We start from the raw sequence: 17908 nt of genomic DNA on the forward strand, positions 1-17908 counted from the left end.
CTTGTCAGGTAATTAAGTAACGAAATAACGAATAGTGAGACTTCATATGGCAACCCCTTTCTATAAACGAATTTTACTTAAACTTAGTGGTGAAGCACTGCAAGGCGACGAAGGTTTTGGTATTGATCCAACCATTCTTGATCGTATGGCACAAGAAATTAAAGAACTGATTGAAATGAATGTTCAAGTTGCTGTCGTTATTGGAGGGGGAAATCTATTCCGGGGTGCTGGTCTTGCTAAAGCAGGAATGAACCGTGTTGTTGGCGATCATATGGGTATGTTGGCAACGGTAATGAATGGTCTTGCTATGCGTGATGCGTTGCATCGAATTGAAGTTAATGCTCGTTTAATGTCAGCCATTCCTTTAAATGGTGTATGTGATGATTATCGTTGGACTGAAGCGATTAGCTTGCTTCGTCATGGTAAAGTCGTTATTCTTTCTGCTGGTACAGGTAATCCATTTTTCACAACTGATTCTGCTGCATGTTTACGTGGTATTGAGATTGAAGCTGACGTAGTTTTAAAAGCAACTAAAGTTGACGGTGTTTACTCAGCTGATCCTGTTAAAGATCCAACGGCAACATTGTATAAAACATTAAATTATGGAAAAGTATTGGATGACGAATTAAAAGTGATGGACTTAGCAGCCTTCACCTTAGCGCGTGATCATAATTTACCTATTTGTGTATTTAATATGAACAAGCCAGGTGCGTTACGTCGGGTCATTTTAGGTGAACAAGAAGGAACATTAATTAATAATCAGGCAACAGTTAGCTGTTAGTCTTTTTTATTTCAATATAAGGTTTTTATTATGTTAAATGAGATTTTAAAAGAAGCGCAAACGCGCATGGAAAAAAGTATTGATGCGTTTCAAACTCATATTTCTAAAGTTAGAACAGGCCGTGCATCGCCAAGTTTATTAGATGGGATTATGGTTGAATATTATGGTAGCCCAACACCACTACGTCAGCTAGCTAACGTTGTCGCTGAAGATGCAAGAACTTTAGCCATTACGGTATTTGATAAATCATTAACACCAATGATTGAAAAGGCGATTTTAACCTCTGATTTAGGACTCAATCCTGCTTCAGCAGGGACAGTTATTCGAGTACCTCTGCCACCGTTAACTGAAGAACGTCGTCGTGATTTAACTAAAATAGTCCGTAATGAAGCAGAACAAGGTCGTGTGTCAATTCGTAATATTCGTCGTGATGCTAACGATCAAATCAAAGCTTTGTTAAAAGATAAAGAAATCTCAGAAGATGATGAACGTAAATCACAAGATTTAATTCAAAAAGCAACAGATGCAGCTATCAAAAAATTAGATGCAGTGCTTGCAGATAAAGAAAAAGAGTTAATGGAATTTTAATCTCTTGTCTAAAAAGCCTAGTTGATAAAACTAGGTTTTTTTGATTTTTACCAATCAATTATCAATCAGTTAATTACCGCTGAAAAATACAAAATATTAGTTTTATCCGTTAGCGAATAGATCAAAAATAAAAAATCACTCGATAAACAATTATCTTTCTATCTTAAGCGATAAAGTCTAACTGAGTTTATCTATAGTTACTCAATACAAATAATGCGCTTGTGCACAATTAAAGGGTAAACATTCTGTTTGTATTAGCGCATTATTTGCCACTAAAGATAATCAAGTTTCTTAAAATCATGGTTTCCAATTTGATTTAGTGAATCACGCATCATATCTTCAATTAATAGGTAATGTTAAATTGCACATTGCTTAGCTTTTTCATACCAATCACTTCAATTTGATTCAATTGTCTAAGTTTAGTAAATAGTTTAGTTTTTAATTATCAAAATTTAAGTATATAATGTTACGGAAATAACATTGTATGGCTATATATGTTATTTTTATAACATCATTTACTTAATACTAAAATCATTTACTAGACATTACTAACAAAAATTAAAGGACATCATTATGGATTATGCAAAGTATATTGATCATACTTTACTGGCGATGAATGCCACAGAAGATCAAATACGTAAACTTTGTGAAGAAGCAAAGCAGTATCATTTCTATTCTGTATGTGTTAATTCAGGCTATGTGCCTTTAGTCGCTAGCTTGCTTAAAGGTAGCGATGTAAAGGTTTGTTCAGTTGTTGGCTTTCCTTTAGGGGCTATGCTGACTTCTGCTAAAGCATTTGAGACTGAAATGGCAGTCAAAGCTGGCGCAGAAGAGATCGATATGGTTATCAATGTCGGCTGGCTAAAAAGCAATGATTTAACGGCGGTTAAAGAAGATATTCAAGCGGTATTTAATGCTTGTGGTTCAGTGCCGTTAAAAGTTATTTTAGAAACTTGCTTATTAACTAAAGAAGAAATCGTTACAGTTTGTACAATTTGTAAAGAAATTGGCGTTGCTTTTGTTAAAACTTCAACTGGTTTTAGCTTATCAGGGGCAACTGTTGAAGATGTTAAATTGATGCGCGAAACAGTCGGTGATAAAATGGGTGTCAAAGCATCAGGTGGCATTAGAGATCGTCAAACTGCTGAAAAAATGGTTCAAGCTGGTGCAACACGGTTAGGCGCTAGTGCTGGTATTGCAATTGTATCAGGCGATAACGCATCATCTAGCGGCTATTAATTCATCCTTTTATAAGCTACTGTATAGTAGCTTATTGCTATTTATGGAATGGCAATGGAAACGCAACCGCAAAAAAGAATTAATGCACTTATTGAGCAATTAAAAATTACCGATAAAATTCATTTAAAGCAAGCAGCGCAAATGCTTGCTGTTTCTGAAATGACAATTCGTCGAGATCTTAGTAATCAATCTTCATGTTTAGCTGTTTTAGGCGGTTATGTAGTTAACCAAGCACGCCATACCATATCGCAATATTTTGTTTCAGATCAAAAAGATAAACATGTAGATGAAAAGCGTTATATCGGCAAACTAGTTAGCCAATTTGTTGATGAGAACGATACTATTTTTTTTGATTGCGGTACAACCATGCAATTTATCATTGATGAAATTAGTGATGATATTGCTTTTACTGCAATCTGCTATTCACTCAATGCTTTTCTAGCGTTACAAAACAAACCAAAATGTAAAATCATTTTATGTGGTGGGCAATATCAGCTTAATAATGCAATTTTTACCGGCATTAGTTCCCATAATCCGCTCGATTTTATCTGTCCAAATAAAGCTTTTATTTCGGCAGCGGGTATTGATCTCACTCAAGGTGCAACTTGTTACCATTTTGATGAACTAAATATGAAGCATCAGGCGATGAAAAAATCGAATCAAAATATTTTAATTGCCGATCATACTAAGTTTAATCAAGTTAAACCGGCTTTTATTTGTAACCTTGATCAGTTTAATTTGGTGATGACCGATAGAGCACCGGATTTAAACTACGTCGCTTACTTTGAAGAAAATAACATTGGTTTAATTTATTAATTATGAAAAATATCGCAATTTTAGGTTCAACAGGATCGATCGGCTGTAGCACGTTAGCCGTCATTCGGCAAAATCCAACTTTATACAAAGCTTATGTGCTAGTAGGTGGCACTAATGTTGCAAAAATGACAGAGCAGTGTCAGGAGTTTAAACCAAAATATGTTGCTATGGCGAGCAAACAAGCAGCGCAGCAGCTTAAAGCAAATTTAGCTAACCTAAAATTGAATATAGAAGTACTGAGTGGTGAGCAAGCTATGTGTGATTTAGCACAGCTCCCCGAAGTTAACCAAGTTATGGCTGCAATTGTTGGTGCAGCAGGATTAAGGCCGACTCTTGCTGCAATTAAAAAAGGTAAACGCATTTTACTCGCTAATAAAGAGTCATTAGTCACTTGTGGGCATTTATTTATGCAAGCGGTGAAGCAATATGGCGCCGAGCTACTGCCGGTCGATAGTGAACATAATGCGATCTTTCAAAGTTTACCTACCGCAGTACAACATGATCTTGGATTTGCTAATCTGACTGATCATGGTATCGCCAAAATTGTGTTAACCGGATCTGGCGGACCTTTTCGGGAACTACCGTTAAATCAATTAACTTCAGTCACGCCTGCGCAAGCGACTTTACATCCTAACTGGTCAATGGGTAAAAAGATTTCAGTTGATTCGGCAACGATGATGAATAAAGGCTTAGAATACATTGAAGCACGCTGGTTGTTTAATGCTAGTTCTGAACAGATGGAGATTATAGTACATCCTCAATCGATTATTCACTCAATGGTACGTTATCTAGATGGCAGTATTATTGCAGAATTAGGCGTGCCAGATATGTGTACGCCAATTGCTTATTCAATGTCTTATCCATTACGTATTTCATCCGGTGTTTCTGCTTTAGATTTTACTCAAATCTCATCATTAACCTTCAATCAACCTGATTTTATTCGCTATCCATGCTTAAAATTAGCCATTGAGGCTTGCGGTGACGGGCAAACGGCAACAACAGCGCTTAACGCTGCCAACGAAGTGGCAGTTGAAGCATTTTTACAGCATAAAATTGGTTTTATGGATATTGCCAAACAAGTTGCAACCACGTTAGATCAACTTAATTTTCCGGAACCTGCCACTATTGATGATGTGTTCACTATTGATGCATGGGCTAGAGCACAATGTAGCAAACAGATAGTTTAAATGGCATTAAAGTGTTTTATACACTCGGCATGGTGTTCCCATGGCAACGACATTTGAAGGAATATCTCGATCTACAATACTGCCAGCTGCAATAACCGTATTATCCCCGATAGTCACATTGGGTAGTACAATTACGTTACCCCCGATCCAAACGTTATTACCGATCGTAATCGGTTTGGCAAACTCAAGCCCACTGTTGCGTATTTGGCTATCAAGTGGGTGACCTGAGGTATAAAAACCGCAATTGGGTGCAACAAGGACATTATTTCCGAATGTAATTTTGGCCGCATCAAGCATGATGCAGTTAAAATTAGCAAAAAAATTCTCTCCAATTTCAATATTGTAGCCATAATCACATTGAAAACCGGGCATAATTGTAAATTGTTGTCCTGTTTTTCCTAATAATTTTTCAAAGAGATGTTGCCGTTGATTTACGGCTAATGGTGATAATTGATTTAATTGAAAACAAAGATCTTGCGCATAAAGTCGTTCATTAGTAAGTGAGTTGATACAAGGATCATACAACAAACCTGCTAACATTTTATCTTTTTCTGTCATTTTATTACGCCATTTGTTTAGCGCATAAAGCAGGGTTATCACTAATAAATGATTGCAAAAATGCGCTATCGGGAAGTGCTGTTAATGCCCCTTTTTTGGTAGTTGCTAAGGCGCCACAGGCACTGGCAATGGTCATCATACTTTCTAACATTAATTTATCTTCAGGCATTCCTGACGAAGCGATACTACTAAGTAAGCCGGCAATAAATGCATCACCAGCTCCAGTTGTATCAATGCTATTGACATGAAATGAGTCAAAAGTAAAAGTTTTACCTTGCCATAACACAATACTACCATCTCTACCTTTGGTAACTAACTTAAGTGGTGCATTATAATGTTGTTGCAATTTATCGAGTGCTACATGCCAATCTTGGCCCTCAGTTAACCAAAACAACTCTTCATCAGAGAGTTTAAGAATGTCAGCATCATGACAGAATTGAGTGATAATTGTGCGCATTTCATTTTTATCTTGCCACATTTGTTCACGTAAATTGATATCAAAACTAATTAAACCATTTTTATCATTAAGTTTCTCAATAGCTTGTTTGAGCGTTTGTCGACAAGTTGTTCCAACTAATGCTAGAGAACAAAAATGAAGAATATCTTGATTAAAATCAGGAAGTGCTTGTTCAGACAAAAATTGATCGGCCGAAGGTGAAACCAGAAAGGTAAAACTTCGTTCACCATTTTCACCTAAATCAACAACAACAGTGCTTGTTCTATGCTCCTCATCCTTTTCAAGACTTTGGCAATCAACATGATGCTCACAAAAAGTCTTTTCCATGAAGTGACCAAATGGATCATTACCAACTCTACCAATAAAACCAGAGGGCAGTCCTAACTTAGCAATACCAATAGCAACATTAGCCGGAGCACCTCCAGCGCAAGCTTGATAATTCATATCACCAAATGGCAACAAATCAATAACAGCATCCCCAAGAGACCAAATTTTTGTACTATTCATTTTTTTACTCGATCATAGTTAGTTACTACGGTAATTTAAGCTTAGTATAGATATTGGTTATTGCCAAATTTCGTAAAATAAGCCATTTTTATATTTTGTTAGCAAAACAGTGGATGTATAGTTTATTATTATAATTAATAAAAGTCTTTTTTTAAAATTAGTCATAGACTAAATCATTTGCCAAAAAATTCATTGTTAACGTTAAAAATGTGTGACTTCCATCACATATTTTATCTATTTTTTTATCAATAGTTAACGTTAACAGTTAATTTGGAGTAGTATGTAAATTATATATGTCATACTGGATAAAAAAGGGGTTATTATGTCTACTGCTATTGATGAAGCGAATCTAGCTGTGAAAAAGCTAGAGAAAGTGATGAACAAACAATATTATCCGCATTTTCATTTAGCGCCACAGTCTGGCTGGATGAATGATCCTAATGGTTTGATCTATTTTAAAGGTCAATATCATGCTTTTTACCAGCATCATCCTTATAATGAAAATTGGGGACCAATGCATTGGGGGCATGCTGTTAGCGATGATCTGGTAACATGGAGAAGGTTACCTATTGCTATTGCACCTGGCGATGATTACGATAAAAGTGGCTGTTTTTCTGGTTCAGCAGTCAATAATAATGGCGAGCTATGCTTAATCTATACAGGCCATATTTGGTTAGCCGGTCAAGGTAATGATGAAAAAATTTCTCAATCACAATGCTTAGCAACCAGTAAAGATGGTGTCCATTTTAAAAAACACGGTACCATACTTGCGCCAGAAGATGGTATTATGCACTTTCGTGATCCTAAGGTTTGGCTTCAAGATGATACATGGTGGATGGTTGTTGGGCAACGTGATACTGATGATGTTGGGCAAATTTTACTTTATCATTCAAAAGATCTTAAACGTTGGACATTTGACCATGTTATTGTTAGTAATATCGATCCTAATGTGTATATGCTAGAATGTCCGGACTTTTTCAAACTTGGTGATAAATGGATTTTAATGTTCTCGCCACAAGGTATGAAGGCTAAAGGCTATCAGTATCGAAATCGTTTTCAATCTGGTTATATTGTTGGTGATTGGCAGCCAGGTAAAAAGTTTTCAATAATCAAATCATTTCAAGAAATGGATTTTGGCCATGATTTTTATGCGCCACAATCGTTTCTTGCTGCTGATGGACGACGAATTGTGTTTGCTTGGATGGATATGTGGGAATCGACCATGCCAAGTAAACAAGATAAATGGATGGGTTCTTTTACACTTCCTCGTGAATTGATATTGGATCACAATAATAATGTTCGCAATCGTCCAATTAAAGAGTTGGCTGCGCTCCGTGAACAGTCACAATCATTAAGTGAAATAATTCTTAATAGTGAACTGAAAAATACTCATATTAAATCCATTAGCTGTGAACTGAATGTTGAGTTTGATTTATCACAAAGTACTGCAGAGCGATTTGGTTTGCAGCTATCGGCAACCAAAAATGGTGAACAAGCAACATTGTTATATGTGGATTTACAATCAAAACGTATTGTTCTTGATCGTAGTCTTTCTGGAATTGAATTAAAAGGTTATCGTAGTGTACCGCTACCAAAAACGAAAAAACTGTCGTTACATATTTATATTGATGCATCATCGGTTGAAGTATTTGTTAATGATGATTTGTATAGTCTTTCAAGTCGTATCTATCCTAAATTACCAGCAGAACGGCAGATAAATTTATTTGCTGAAAATGGTAGTGCCAAAATTATTCAGCTCGACAGTTGGCAATTAAAATCTATTTATGCTTAAGTTATGCTTGAATTGACCGCTATCAAGCGGTCAATTCATTTACAAAGAGTTTCTTTCTAAATAGGGCGAAGCCACATAGCTTATGTTTGTTTCTGTTTGACCATTGATGATATGTAACGCTGCTTGCTTGCCTATTTCATAATGCGGTAATTGAACTGTAGTAAGCGGTGGGTAAAATAATTCGCCAGTGCCCACCATATTGTCGTAACCTAATATGGCCACATCGTTGGGTATATGAAGTCCTTGACTGAGTAAAAATTGATAGGCAACAAAAGCAATGCGATCATTACCACAAATTAATACATCAAAATCAGGAGTGTTATTACAATGTTGTTTCAATATATCAATTGTCATCATGTATTCTTGAGTAATATTGTTTTCCAATATGGACATATGATAACTAATTATTTTTCTTAAATTTTTTCCTGCATCAAGCCATGCTTGTTCGGCACCCTTACGACGTGTTTTACCTGCCAATGTTTTTTCTGATAAATAAATGCATAGCGGTTTTTTATAGCCTTTTTGTATCACTTGTTGCATCGCTTGGTATTGACCTGTGTAGTCATCGGGAATATAGCAAGCTAGCTTTTCATTGTCAGTAACACAATTTGCCAAAACAATATTTTTGCCAAGCAGCTTTTCTGGAATATCAACTTTCCTTAGTCCCATAGTAGTGTAAATAATACCGTTAGGACGATAGGATAAAAGAGTATTAATTGCATGATCAGGATCTTTATCATCAAATAAATTAACAATAAAGGTATTCCAACCATGAGTTTGGGCAGTTTTTTCTATAGCTTGTAATAATTCTACTGAAAATGGTGTTATTGCCGTTTCTAAAGCTAAAACACCAATAGCACAAGGACCTGAGTTATCGCCACGAATTTTTCTGGCTGAGAGATCTGGCACATAATTGAGTTGCTCAATGGCTTGTTTTACACGTTCATATGTCTGTTTATTTAATTTTTCAGGATTATTAATTGCACGAGAAACTGTCATCAAAGACACCGATGCCAATTTTGCAACATCCTTAAGTGAAGCCATAGTTAGATCCTTTTACTCAATATAATAAAAATTGTTATCAATCATTGCTTATATGTGATGATACCACAAAAAGTAATGATAAAAAGTGTGAGCTAAGTAGCAATTATGATAATCGGATGTATCTATTTCATACTAAATATGACAATAATGTTAACATTAACATGTTAACGTTAAACTTCAACAATATAAGAGTAATAAATATGAATATGATGCAAAATAGAAATTATTGGTTCTCGTCAGGTTATCTTATTACCTTTTATGCTGCTTGGTCTCTTTGGTGGTCTTTTTATGCCATTTGGTTAAAAAGTAAAATCGGCTTATCCGGTGAGCAACTTGGTATTGTTTATGCCGCTAACTCTGCTGCTGCTATGTTTTTTATGATTTTTTATGGCATCATTCAAGATAAATTACAGATAGGCAAAGCGGTCATTACCTTTCAAAGTATCGTTATGATACTCATTGGACCGTTTTTAATTTATGTGTATGAACCGTTATTACGAAATGATTTTCTATTAGGTGTGTGTATTGGTGCGCCAGTTTTAAGTGCTGGCTTTATTTCTGGATGCGCATTGATTGATTCTTTTATTGAGCGAATTAGTCGATTGTTTGGTTTTGAATTTGGTCCTGCACGATTCTGGGGATCGTTTGGTTATGCGGCTGCAACTTTTATAGCCGGTATTTTATTTAGTATCGATCCACATATTAATTTTTGGATGGCATCTGTTGTTTCTGCTATCTATTTTATTATTAATTTAATTTTTAATCCTAAACAAGAATTTTTTGCCAACAGTGAAACACAAGCCGTAATACAAAAACCAACCATTCCAACCATGAGTGAAATTCTTTCATTATTTGCTATGAAAAAATTTTGGTTATTTGTCTTTTTTATAATTGGAACTAACAGCTTTTATACTATTTATGATCAACAACTTTTTCCAAATTTTTATACCAGCTTTTTTGATAAACCAGAGGATGGCTATCAAGTCTATGGTTATTTAAATTCATTCCAGGTATTTTTAGAAGCAACTTGTATGATTTTAGCACCTTTCTTTATTAATAAAATAGGAGCAAAAAAATCATTGTTAGTAGCGGCATTAGTAATGATTTGCCGGATTTCATTATCAGCAACCTTAGATAATATTTATCTGATTTCGCTAGTTAAACTATTCCATGCAATTGAAACACCACTATTCATATTAGCTGTGTTTAAATATGTGGTAAGTAATTTTGATGAAAGATTATCATCTACCTTATATTTAGTAGGCTTTAATATTTCATCTAATGTTGGTGTTATTGTTTTATCATGGTTAGTAGGTAAATTATTCGATAAAACAGGCTATTCGACAACATTTTATGTATTGGCAAGTATTGTGCTATTTATTTTGATTATTGCGATATTTACTTTAAGTGATGATAAAAAAAAGAAACAGCAATAATATTAAACCATACGATTTGCTGTTTTATGTAGTATCGAACTAGTTACCGTTGCTTTCCATGTTGATTTTTAAATAGGATAAATGAATACAAAACTTGCATCCTGCATAAGATTGAGAAACAATGTGAACAATACTATTTAAATATAAGGATTTATTGTGGAAGATGCAAAAACAATTATTAAGCCCGATTTGTTATGGCAAACCATAAGGCAAGAAGCATCAGAATTGGTAGAAAGTGAACCAATGCTTGCTAGTTATTTCCATGCTACTTTACTAAATCATGAAAACTTAGGTAGTGCTTTAAGCTATATTTTAGCAAATAAACTTGCAACGCAAGTTATGCCGGCTATTGAAATTCGCGAAATTGCTCGGCAAGCCTATCATGCGGATGAAAATATTATTCAGTCAACAATAGGTGATATTATTGCTGTTTATATTCGTGATCCCGCTACCAACCATTATTCTACCCCATTATTGTATTATAAAGGTTTTTTATCATTACAAGCCTATCGAATCGCACATTGGCTTTGGCGGCAAAATCGCAAGTCATTGGCAATTTTTTTACAAAGTCAGATTGCGATAGTGTTTGGTGTTGATATTCACCCAGCGGCTAAAATTGGCTGTGGGGTAATGTTTGATCATGCAACTGGTATTGTCATAGGTGAAACCGTTATTATTGAAAATGATGTTTCTATTTTACAATCAGTGACTTTAGGGGGTACAGGTAAGGAAAATGGTGATCGCCATCCTAAAATTCGTGAAGGGGTGATGATTGGTGCTCATTCGACTATTTTAGGTAATATTGAAATTGGAAAAGGGGCTAAAATTGGCGCAGGCTCAGTCGTTTTGGAATCTGTACCAAAACATACGACTGTAGCGGGTGTTCCTGCTAAAATTGTTGGTTGCCCTGATTGCGATAAACCAGCATTAAATATGGATCAAGATATCTAGTTTTTACAAAGTGATTTGCATTCCGTTGCTGATTAACAATGGAATGCAATAATTGAAAATTATGGTTGAGAAGTAAGATTTACATCCATAGTAGGATATGGAATATTAATACCATTTTCATTTAATCCATTTTTAATATTTTCAAGTAATTCAGCCTTAACCGGTCCATAATTGGCATTTGATGTCCAAACTAAAACATTGAAATTCATTGATGAAGCATCTAACTGATCCAAACGAATAGTCGGCTCTTTATTTGTTATAATATTGCTTGTTTTATCAACAGCTTGTTTTAATACTTGATAAACTTGTTGAATATCAGAATTATATCCAACATTAACAACTAAATCTAAACGTCTTTCTGGTAATCTTGTATAGTTAATAATATTAGCACCTACTACTTGACTATTGGGTATTACCACTAATTCGTTGGTTGGCGTAACAATTGATGTTGAAAAAATTTGAATAGAATCAATAATCCCTTTTTGATTATTAATAATAACGGTTTCTCCAACTTTAAACGGGCGAAAAATAATTAAAATAACGCCAGCAGCAAAATTAGACAGTGAACCTTGTAATGCCAAGCCAACAGCTAAACCTGCTGCACCAATAATGGCAACAATTGATGCTGTTTGAACGCCAAGTTGTCCTAAAACGGCCACCAGTGTCATTACAATTATAGCGTAATAGGATAAAGAACTTACAAATTTCACTACTGTTGGATCAACATGACGATTCGTTAATATTTTTCTGAATTGACGAGCTACAAATTTAGCAATGGTTCGTCCAATGATAAAAATGAGAATGGCAAAGCAAAAATGAGCAATATAACTAAATACTATGCCATCATATTTTTCTATAATAAAAATAGAATTATTTATTAAATCTCTAAAATTCATTTAATTATCCTTATTAATCGATAATCGGCATTATATGAAAATATCTCGCTATAAGACAGATCAAACGAGCTGCCTAGCTAATAATGTCCAGCGAGTATCAAAATTAGTTGTAGGTAGATATTTAAAACCTGAACGAGAATAACGAACCATCATACCCTCACAAAAAGCAAGTAATTGGCTAGCTAAAATGCGTTCATCCGTAGTAAAAGCAATACCTTCACGAATCTTCTTTTCTCGTATAACTTGCTTTATCTGTATTTCGATTCGCTCAAAGAGTTGACTAATACGTTCTTGCAATTGTTCTTGCTCAAACATCAAAGCATGTCCTGTCATAATTCTGGTTAATCCTGGGTTTTTTTCAGAAAAACCTAAAATTAATGCTAGGATAAGTTTTAAACGAGTAAAGGTATTTTGCTCATCTTGTATAATTATATTAATGCGTGATAATAAGATATCTTCAATATAAACAATTAAACTTTCAAACATTTTTGTTTTGCTTGGAAAATGTCTATACAGCGCCGCTTCAGAAACACCAACCGTCGCAGCTAATTTGGCGGTAGTTATTCGCTGTGTACCTTCATTGGATTCAAGCATGGTTGCTAATGCTTGTAAGATATCTTCTTTGCGATTTTTGTTTTTGTTGTTCACAATCATTTTTTACCTGAATGCCCAAATCCACCTTCGCCACGAGCTGACTGAGTAAATTCATTAACAATATTAAATTCTGCTTGTACAACAGGTACAATAATTAATTGGGCAATACGATCGCCAGCTTCAATAACAAAAGGTGTTTGACTGCGGTTCCAAACAGGAACAAACAATTGGCCTTGATAATCCGAATCAATTAAACCAACTAGATTACCAAGTACAATACCATTTTTTGATCCCAAGCCTGAACGAGGTAGCACCAATGCTGCTAAGTTTGGATCGGCAATATGCATTGATAAACCCGTTGGAGTTAAAATGGTTTCACCTGGTTTAATTTCAGTAGTTTCATCAAACATGGCTCGTAAATCAATACCTGCAGATCCTTCAGTTGCATATGTTGGCAGTGGAAATTGATTACCTAAACGTTTGTCTAATACTTTAATATCAATTTTTCTTTTCATCATGACTCGCTTTATATCGTGTTATCACTACTTCAAGTAGCTGTGATGCTAATTGTTGTTTATAGCTTAATGGTAACGTTTGCTCACCATTTTGCCAATAAAGAGTTAATGCATTTTGCTCAGAATTAAACCCGATCGTTTGATCTGAAACATCATTAGCACAGATCAAATCTAGGTTTTTGGTCGTTAATTTTTTTAGTGCATAATCTTTAATATTATTGGTTTCAGCAGCAAATCCGACTACAAAAGGTCTGTGATTCTTTAATGCAGCGACACTTGCAACAATATCAGGATTTTTAACCAATTTTATGACTAATTCATTATTATCATCAGTTTTTTTGATTTTTTGGGTAGCAATTGTTTTAACATGATAGTCTGCAACAGCGGCACAAGCGATAAAAATTGTTGATTTTTGGGCATGACTTAATGCTGCTTCGTACATCTGTTTAGCACTTTTCACATCGATACGATTGACATTATTGGGTGTATCTAGATGAACAGGGCCACTAATTAAGGTCACTTTTGCTCCCATTTGAGCTGCAGCCTTGGCAATAGCAAAGCCCATTTTACCCGAGCTATAGTTGCTAATATAACGTACAGGATCAATTTCTTCAATTGTTGGACCTGCGGTAATCGTTATTGAGAAATCGGTGAGTGTTGATGTTGTGGAAAAATAATTCTTAATTTTTTCTACAATAGCTTGGGGTTCAAGCATACGTCCTGGACCTACATCACCACAAGCCTGAAAGCCGCTATCAGGTCCTAAAATTAAGATATTTCTTGATGTAAGAACTGATAAATTATGCTGTGTTGCTGATGCTTTATACATTTGCTGATTCATAGCTGGAGCAATAGCTATCGGGGAAGATGTTGCTAAACATACCGTTGATAATAAATCATCAGCAATACCGTTAGCCATTTTAGCGATAATATTTGCTGTAGCTGGAGCAATTAATACTAAATCAGCCCATTTTGCCAATTCAATATGACCCATAGAAAGTTCTGCTGATGGATCAAAAAGATCATTGGATACCCGATTTCCTGAAACCGCTTGGAGTGTCATTGGCGTGACAAAATGGCTTGCAGAATCAGTCAGTACCACATGTACTTGTGCCCCTGCTTTTTTTAAATGACGGACAAGATCAGGACATTTATAGGCAGCAATGCCACCAGTTATCCCTAATAAAATATGTTTACCAGATAGACTCATGATCTCGCTATTCTCCCATCTAAATTTAAAGGCATTATATTACCATAATTAAATTAGATAATAAGTAACTCTTTCGCATTGGCAAGGGTTGCATCGGTAATTTTATTTCCACCTAATAATCGAGCAAGCTCATTTAAACGACCATTTTTATCTAATCTTTGCATATCAGTTGTGGTTTGTTTCCCACTCGTCTGTTTACTAACAAAGTAATGCTGATTTGCTTGCCCAGCGACTTGTGGTAAATGTGTTACGGTAATAACTTGTGTTGATTCTCCAAGTTGCCTTAATAACTGCCCAACTTTAGCTGCAGTTGGTCCACTAATACCTACATCAATTTCATCAAAAATTAATGCTGGGGTATCCATTTTTTGCGCTGTTAGTACTTGAATTGCTAAGGCAATACGTGACAGTTCACCACCGGATGCAACTTTAGATAGCGGTTGTAAAACTTGACCTGCATTGGTGCTAACTAAAAAAGTAACTTGATCCGCCCCATTTTCACTTAGTCGATTTTCGTCAAAAGTGATATCTATACTTAATTGCCCATTTGGCATAGAAAGTTCATGCATAATTATCGTTACCTTCTTAGCTAATGTTTTGCTTACTGTTACTCGTTTTTGGTGTAATTTAGTGGCAAGCTCTAGCGCAATTTTATGGTATTTGTTAATGTCTGCTTTTAACAGTTCTCCTTGTTCATCTTGTTGATTAATTTTTTTAAATTCATTAAGTAAATTTTGATGTAATTCTGGTAATGTCTCTGGTGCGATATGATGTTTGCGTGCTAAAGCAATTTGTTTCGATAACCGTTGTTCAAGTTTCATGACGTGCGCTGGGTCGATCTCTAAACTCTCGCTGTAGTGACGAAGTTCATAACTGGCTTCTTTTATTTGAATTGCTGCCTCTTCAAGCATATTAAGAATATTATTTAATGTTGGATCAAGATGGGATAACAGTTGCACACTGTTTTTAACGCTGCCAAGTAAATTAGTAACATTATATTCATCAGCTTCATCTAATATCATGATTGATTGTTGGCTGAGGTTAATCAATTGTTCACTATTAGATAACCGTTTATATTCTTCATCGATTTGTTGGTATTCACCTTCAATCGGCGAAAATTCGTTTAATTCTTTTAATTGATATTGTAAAAGTTGCAGATGAGCCTCACGATCTTGTCGTGTGGTTTCATATTGCTGATAAGCTTGGCAGGCGGTTTTCCAATGCTTATGGGCTTGGTGCATTTGCGCAAGTAGAGTTGGCTCATTCATATAATCATTCAACAATAGTTGCTGGTGGTCACTGCGTAATAGCCGTTGATGTTCATGTTGTCCATGAATTTGGATTAGCATTTGTCCTATATCTTTAAGTTGAGAGATGGGTACGGCTCGACCATTGATAAATGCTTTAGAACGACCATCTTGATTAATTACACGGCGTAAGATGCATTCATTACCTTCATCAAGTTGATTTTCTATCAACCATGCATATGCACCTGGCGTATCATCAAGTATAAAACTTGCTGAAATATCTACACGATCTGCCCCATTGCGAATAGATGAGGCATCAGAACGATTTCCTAAACATAGTCCTAGAGCATCAATCGCAATGGATTTCCCTGCTCCTGTTTCCCCCGTAATTGCAGTCATTCCTGTTGCAAAATCAACTAACAATTGATCGACAATAGCAAAATTATTAATAGTAAGTTGAGTTATCATAACAATTAAATAAATACATGTAGCTGATTAAAATTAAGACGAGTATATCAATAAAAACACTGTAAATAAATACAGTTTTTCAAATAAAATATTGATTTTTTTACTGTACCAGATGGAATTGTTGTGTTATCTAGATTTTATCTATTTTCAATGCTTATTTATATTGTTGAATAAATAAGCATATAGATAATAGTGAATGATTAATTAAAGACAAAGAAATTAAACAAGCCATGTATCAGAAAAATATTAATGGCTTTGATCGATAGTTAATAAAATAATGAACTAATTATTTCATAAATTAATTGTAGATTTAAAAATACAAGAGAAATGGTTGCTATCCAACCTAACATAATGGTTATTTTACTATTGACAAATTCCTTCATGATTTTTTTATTTGAGGTGACTAAAATTAAAGGGATCATTGATATTGGTAAGGCAATACTTAAAAAGACTTGGGTATAGATTAATAAATTCTCAACAATATTTTCTTTATCTCCCCAGATATAAATACATAAAATTACAGGAGTAACCGCTAATCCCCGACTAACTATTCGTCTGGCCCAGAGAGGAATAGATAAATGAATAAATCCTTCCATGACTATTTGTCCTGTTAATGTGCCTGTGATTGTTGCATTTTGACCTGATGCAAGTAAAGCTAATGCAAATAAAGTTGCCATCATTGAGCTTGCCACAGGACCAACCATATGAGGATCTTTCAAAGCATCATAAAGTTGGGTAAATCGACCAAGATCGTCGGGATTATTGCCATAAAAAAGGGATGCTCCAAGAATTAATAACAGACAATTTATGATAAATGAAAATGACAATTGTATATTTGAATCAATCGTTGCATATTTAATCGCCTCTTTTAGGCTCACTCTGTTTTGTCTATTGTATTTTCTTGTTTGAACGATAGATGAATGCAGATACAAATTATGTGGCATAACAGTTGCACCAACAATACCAAGTGCAATAACTAAGGCTGAATCATGTCCTTTGATTGAGGCAGTAAAAATATCCCTCCTAGGGATAAATCCATTTATAATATCACTAAGTTCGGGAGAAGCTCTTAAAACTTCATAAACGAAAATGATAAAGATTGTCGCAATTAAGCAAAAGACGATGGCTTCAATTTTCCTGAAACCAAATCTCATTAAAATTAAAAGGATAGCTACATCAAAAACCGTTAATAACACTCCGATTAATAATGGAATATCAAATAAAAGATTTAAGGCTACTGCGCTGCCAATGACTTCGGCAATTTCTGTGGCAATGATAGCTAATTCAGTCGAAAACCATAAACACAAAGATACTTTTTTTCCAACCATTGATTTCGTTGCTTGAGCAAGATCCATGCCTGTCACCACGCCTATTTTCACACACATTGCCTGAAGAAGCATTGCAATTAAGCTAGAAATGAGTATTACAGATAGTAATAAATAGCTATAAAGCGCACCACCTTGAATTGACGTGATCCAGTTTCCTGGATCCATATAACCAACCGCAACTAAAGCACCCGGACCAGAAAAAGCCCACAGTTTTCGGAGAAAACCCGCATTAGGATTGGGGATATGAATGGTATTATTGATCTCTTCTAAACTTACTGTGGATATTTTTAACAT

Annotated in this window: 17 protein-coding genes; 8 read left to right on the forward strand and 9 right to left on the reverse strand. The window is 35.0% G+C overall.

Annotation, left to right across the window (positions count from 1 at the left end):
- Nucleotides 1-46 precede the first annotated feature (46 nt).
- The 5 genes from pyrH (at nucleotide 47) to ispC (ending at nucleotide 4611) form a co-directional block, all read left to right on the forward strand.
- On the forward strand, nucleotides 47-781 hold the full coding sequence (gene pyrH, locus J4T76_RS05075) for a UMP kinase (RefSeq protein ID WP_267341057.1): 735 nt from the start codon (nucleotides 47-49) through the stop codon (nucleotides 779-781).
- 30 nt (nucleotides 782-811) lie between these two features.
- On the forward strand, nucleotides 812-1369 hold the full coding sequence (gene frr, locus J4T76_RS05080; protein WP_324123795.1) for a ribosome recycling factor: 558 nt from the start codon (nucleotides 812-814) through the stop codon (nucleotides 1367-1369).
- Between the two features lie 573 nt (nucleotides 1370-1942).
- The gene (gene deoC, locus J4T76_RS05085) at nucleotides 1943-2608 is read left to right on the forward strand and encodes a deoxyribose-phosphate aldolase (RefSeq protein WP_267341059.1); all 666 of its coding nucleotides are present in this window, start codon (nucleotides 1943-1945) and stop codon (nucleotides 2606-2608) included.
- Between the two features lie 54 nt (nucleotides 2609-2662).
- Nucleotides 2663-3424: a DNA-binding transcriptional repressor DeoR gene (gene deoR / locus J4T76_RS05090; RefSeq protein WP_267341060.1), complete on the forward strand. Its 762-nt coding sequence runs from the start codon at nucleotides 2663-2665 to the stop codon at nucleotides 3422-3424.
- Between the two features lie 2 nt (nucleotides 3425-3426).
- Nucleotides 3427-4611: a 1-deoxy-D-xylulose-5-phosphate reductoisomerase gene (gene ispC, locus J4T76_RS05095; protein WP_267341061.1), complete on the forward strand. Its 1185-nt coding sequence runs from the start codon at nucleotides 3427-3429 to the stop codon at nucleotides 4609-4611.
- A gap of 6 nt (nucleotides 4612-4617) precedes the next feature.
- Here the strand turns inward: ispC and J4T76_RS05100 are convergent, their stop codons facing one another.
- A complete protein-coding gene (locus J4T76_RS05100) occupies nucleotides 4618-5169 on the reverse strand; it encodes a sugar O-acetyltransferase (protein ID WP_267345814.1) in 552 nt (183 codons plus the stop codon).
- A gap of 4 nt (nucleotides 5170-5173) precedes the next feature.
- Nucleotides 5174-6133, reverse strand: a complete 960-nt coding sequence (locus tag J4T76_RS05105; protein WP_267355937.1) for an aminoimidazole riboside kinase — start codon at nucleotides 6131-6133, stop codon at nucleotides 5174-5176.
- Nucleotides 6134-6455: 322 nt separating this feature from the next.
- Here J4T76_RS05105 and J4T76_RS05110 point away from each other — a divergent pair, with 322 nt between their 5' ends.
- A complete protein-coding gene (locus J4T76_RS05110) occupies nucleotides 6456-7925 on the forward strand; it encodes a glycoside hydrolase family 32 protein (RefSeq protein ID WP_267341064.1) in 1470 nt (489 codons plus the stop codon).
- 39 nt (nucleotides 7926-7964) lie between these two features.
- Here J4T76_RS05110 and J4T76_RS05115 read toward each other — a convergent pair whose 3' ends face one another.
- Nucleotides 7965-8969, reverse strand: a complete 1005-nt coding sequence (locus J4T76_RS05115) for a LacI family DNA-binding transcriptional regulator (protein WP_267341065.1) — start codon at nucleotides 8967-8969, stop codon at nucleotides 7965-7967.
- A gap of 200 nt (nucleotides 8970-9169) precedes the next feature.
- Between J4T76_RS05115 and J4T76_RS05120 the strand changes: the two genes are divergently transcribed.
- Together J4T76_RS05120 and cysE are read left to right on the forward strand one after the other, a co-directional pair.
- Nucleotides 9170-10405, forward strand: a complete 1236-nt coding sequence (locus J4T76_RS05120; protein WP_267341066.1) for an oligosaccharide MFS transporter — start codon at nucleotides 9170-9172, stop codon at nucleotides 10403-10405.
- A 174-nt stretch (nucleotides 10406-10579) separates the two neighbouring features.
- A complete protein-coding gene (gene cysE, locus J4T76_RS05125) occupies nucleotides 10580-11356 on the forward strand; it encodes a serine O-acetyltransferase (RefSeq protein ID WP_416380286.1) in 777 nt (258 codons plus the stop codon).
- A gap of 59 nt (nucleotides 11357-11415) precedes the next feature.
- Here cysE and J4T76_RS05130 read toward each other — a convergent pair whose 3' ends face one another.
- From J4T76_RS05130 to J4T76_RS05155, 6 genes are all read right to left on the reverse strand, one after another.
- On the reverse strand, nucleotides 11416-12252 hold the full coding sequence (locus J4T76_RS05130) for a mechanosensitive ion channel domain-containing protein (RefSeq protein ID WP_267341068.1): 837 nt from the start codon (nucleotides 12250-12252) through the stop codon (nucleotides 11416-11418).
- A gap of 60 nt (nucleotides 12253-12312) precedes the next feature.
- Nucleotides 12313-12846, reverse strand: coding sequence for a nucleoid occlusion factor SlmA (gene slmA / locus J4T76_RS05135; RefSeq protein ID WP_443135239.1), 534 nt, complete (start codon nucleotides 12844-12846; stop codon nucleotides 12313-12315).
- A 56-nt stretch (nucleotides 12847-12902) separates the two neighbouring features.
- The gene (gene dut / locus J4T76_RS05140) at nucleotides 12903-13361 is read right to left on the reverse strand and encodes a dUTP diphosphatase (protein WP_267341174.1); all 459 of its coding nucleotides are present in this window, start codon (nucleotides 13359-13361) and stop codon (nucleotides 12903-12905) included.
- A complete protein-coding gene (coaBC, locus tag J4T76_RS05145; RefSeq protein ID WP_267355938.1) occupies nucleotides 13345-14571 on the reverse strand; it encodes a bifunctional phosphopantothenoylcysteine decarboxylase/phosphopantothenate--cysteine ligase CoaBC in 1227 nt (408 codons plus the stop codon). The genes dut and coaBC overlap by 17 nt, the downstream gene beginning before the upstream one ends.
- A 53-nt stretch (nucleotides 14572-14624) precedes the next feature.
- Nucleotides 14625-16286, reverse strand: coding sequence for a DNA repair protein RecN (gene recN, locus J4T76_RS05150; RefSeq protein ID WP_267341072.1), 1662 nt, complete (start codon nucleotides 16284-16286; stop codon nucleotides 14625-14627).
- 266 nt (nucleotides 16287-16552) lie between these two features.
- Nucleotides 16553-17908 carry an Nramp family divalent metal transporter gene (locus tag J4T76_RS05155; protein ID WP_267341073.1) on the reverse strand — a complete coding sequence of 452 codons (1356 nt, stop codon included), beginning with the start codon at nucleotides 17906-17908 and terminating at the stop codon, nucleotides 16553-16555.

It is taken from the genome of Gilliamella sp. B3022, from assembly GCF_028751545.1.
GTDB lineage: Bacteria > Pseudomonadota > Gammaproteobacteria > Enterobacterales > Orbaceae > Gilliamella.

Bases quoted from the DNA above. Each gene is read 5' to 3' on its own strand.
- pyrH (WP_267341057.1), top strand. From the start codon at position 47: ATGGCAACCCCTTTCTATAAACGAATTTTACTTAAACTTAGTGGTGAA.
- frr (WP_324123795.1), top strand. From the start codon at position 812: ATGTTAAATGAGATTTTAAAAGAAGCGCAAACGCGCATGGAAAAAAGT.
- deoC (WP_267341059.1), top strand. From the start codon at position 1,943: ATGGATTATGCAAAGTATATTGATCATACTTTACTGGCGATGAATGCC.
- deoR (WP_267341060.1), top strand. From the start codon at position 2,663: ATGGAAACGCAACCGCAAAAAAGAATTAATGCACTTATTGAGCAATTA.
- ispC (WP_267341061.1), top strand. From the start codon at position 3,427: ATGAAAAATATCGCAATTTTAGGTTCAACAGGATCGATCGGCTGTAGC.
- J4T76_RS05100 (WP_267345814.1), bottom strand. From the start codon at position 5,169: ATGACAGAAAAAGATAAAATGTTAGCAGGTTTGTTGTATGATCCTTGT.
- J4T76_RS05105 (WP_267355937.1), bottom strand. From the start codon at position 6,133: ATGAATAGTACAAAAATTTGGTCTCTTGGGGATGCTGTTATTGATTTG.
- J4T76_RS05110 (WP_267341064.1), top strand. From the start codon at position 6,456: ATGTCTACTGCTATTGATGAAGCGAATCTAGCTGTGAAAAAGCTAGAG.
- J4T76_RS05115 (WP_267341065.1), bottom strand. From the start codon at position 8,969: ATGGCTTCACTTAAGGATGTTGCAAAATTGGCATCGGTGTCTTTGATG.
- J4T76_RS05120 (WP_267341066.1), top strand. From the start codon at position 9,170: ATGAATATGATGCAAAATAGAAATTATTGGTTCTCGTCAGGTTATCTT.
- J4T76_RS05130 (WP_267341068.1), bottom strand. From the start codon at position 12,252: ATGAATTTTAGAGATTTAATAAATAATTCTATTTTTATTATAGAAAAA.
- slmA (WP_443135239.1), bottom strand. From the start codon at position 12,846: ATGCTTGAATCCAATGAAGGTACACAGCGAATAACTACCGCCAAATTA.
- dut (WP_267341174.1), bottom strand. From the start codon at position 13,361: ATGAAAAGAAAAATTGATATTAAAGTATTAGACAAACGTTTAGGTAAT.
- coaBC (WP_267355938.1), bottom strand. From the start codon at position 14,571: ATGAGTCTATCTGGTAAACATATTTTATTAGGGATAACTGGTGGCATT.
- recN (WP_267341072.1), bottom strand. From the start codon at position 16,286: ATGATAACTCAACTTACTATTAATAATTTTGCTATTGTCGATCAATTG.
- J4T76_RS05155 (WP_267341073.1), bottom strand. From the start codon at position 17,908: ATGTTAAAAATATCCACAGTAAGTTTAGAAGAGATCAATAATACCATT.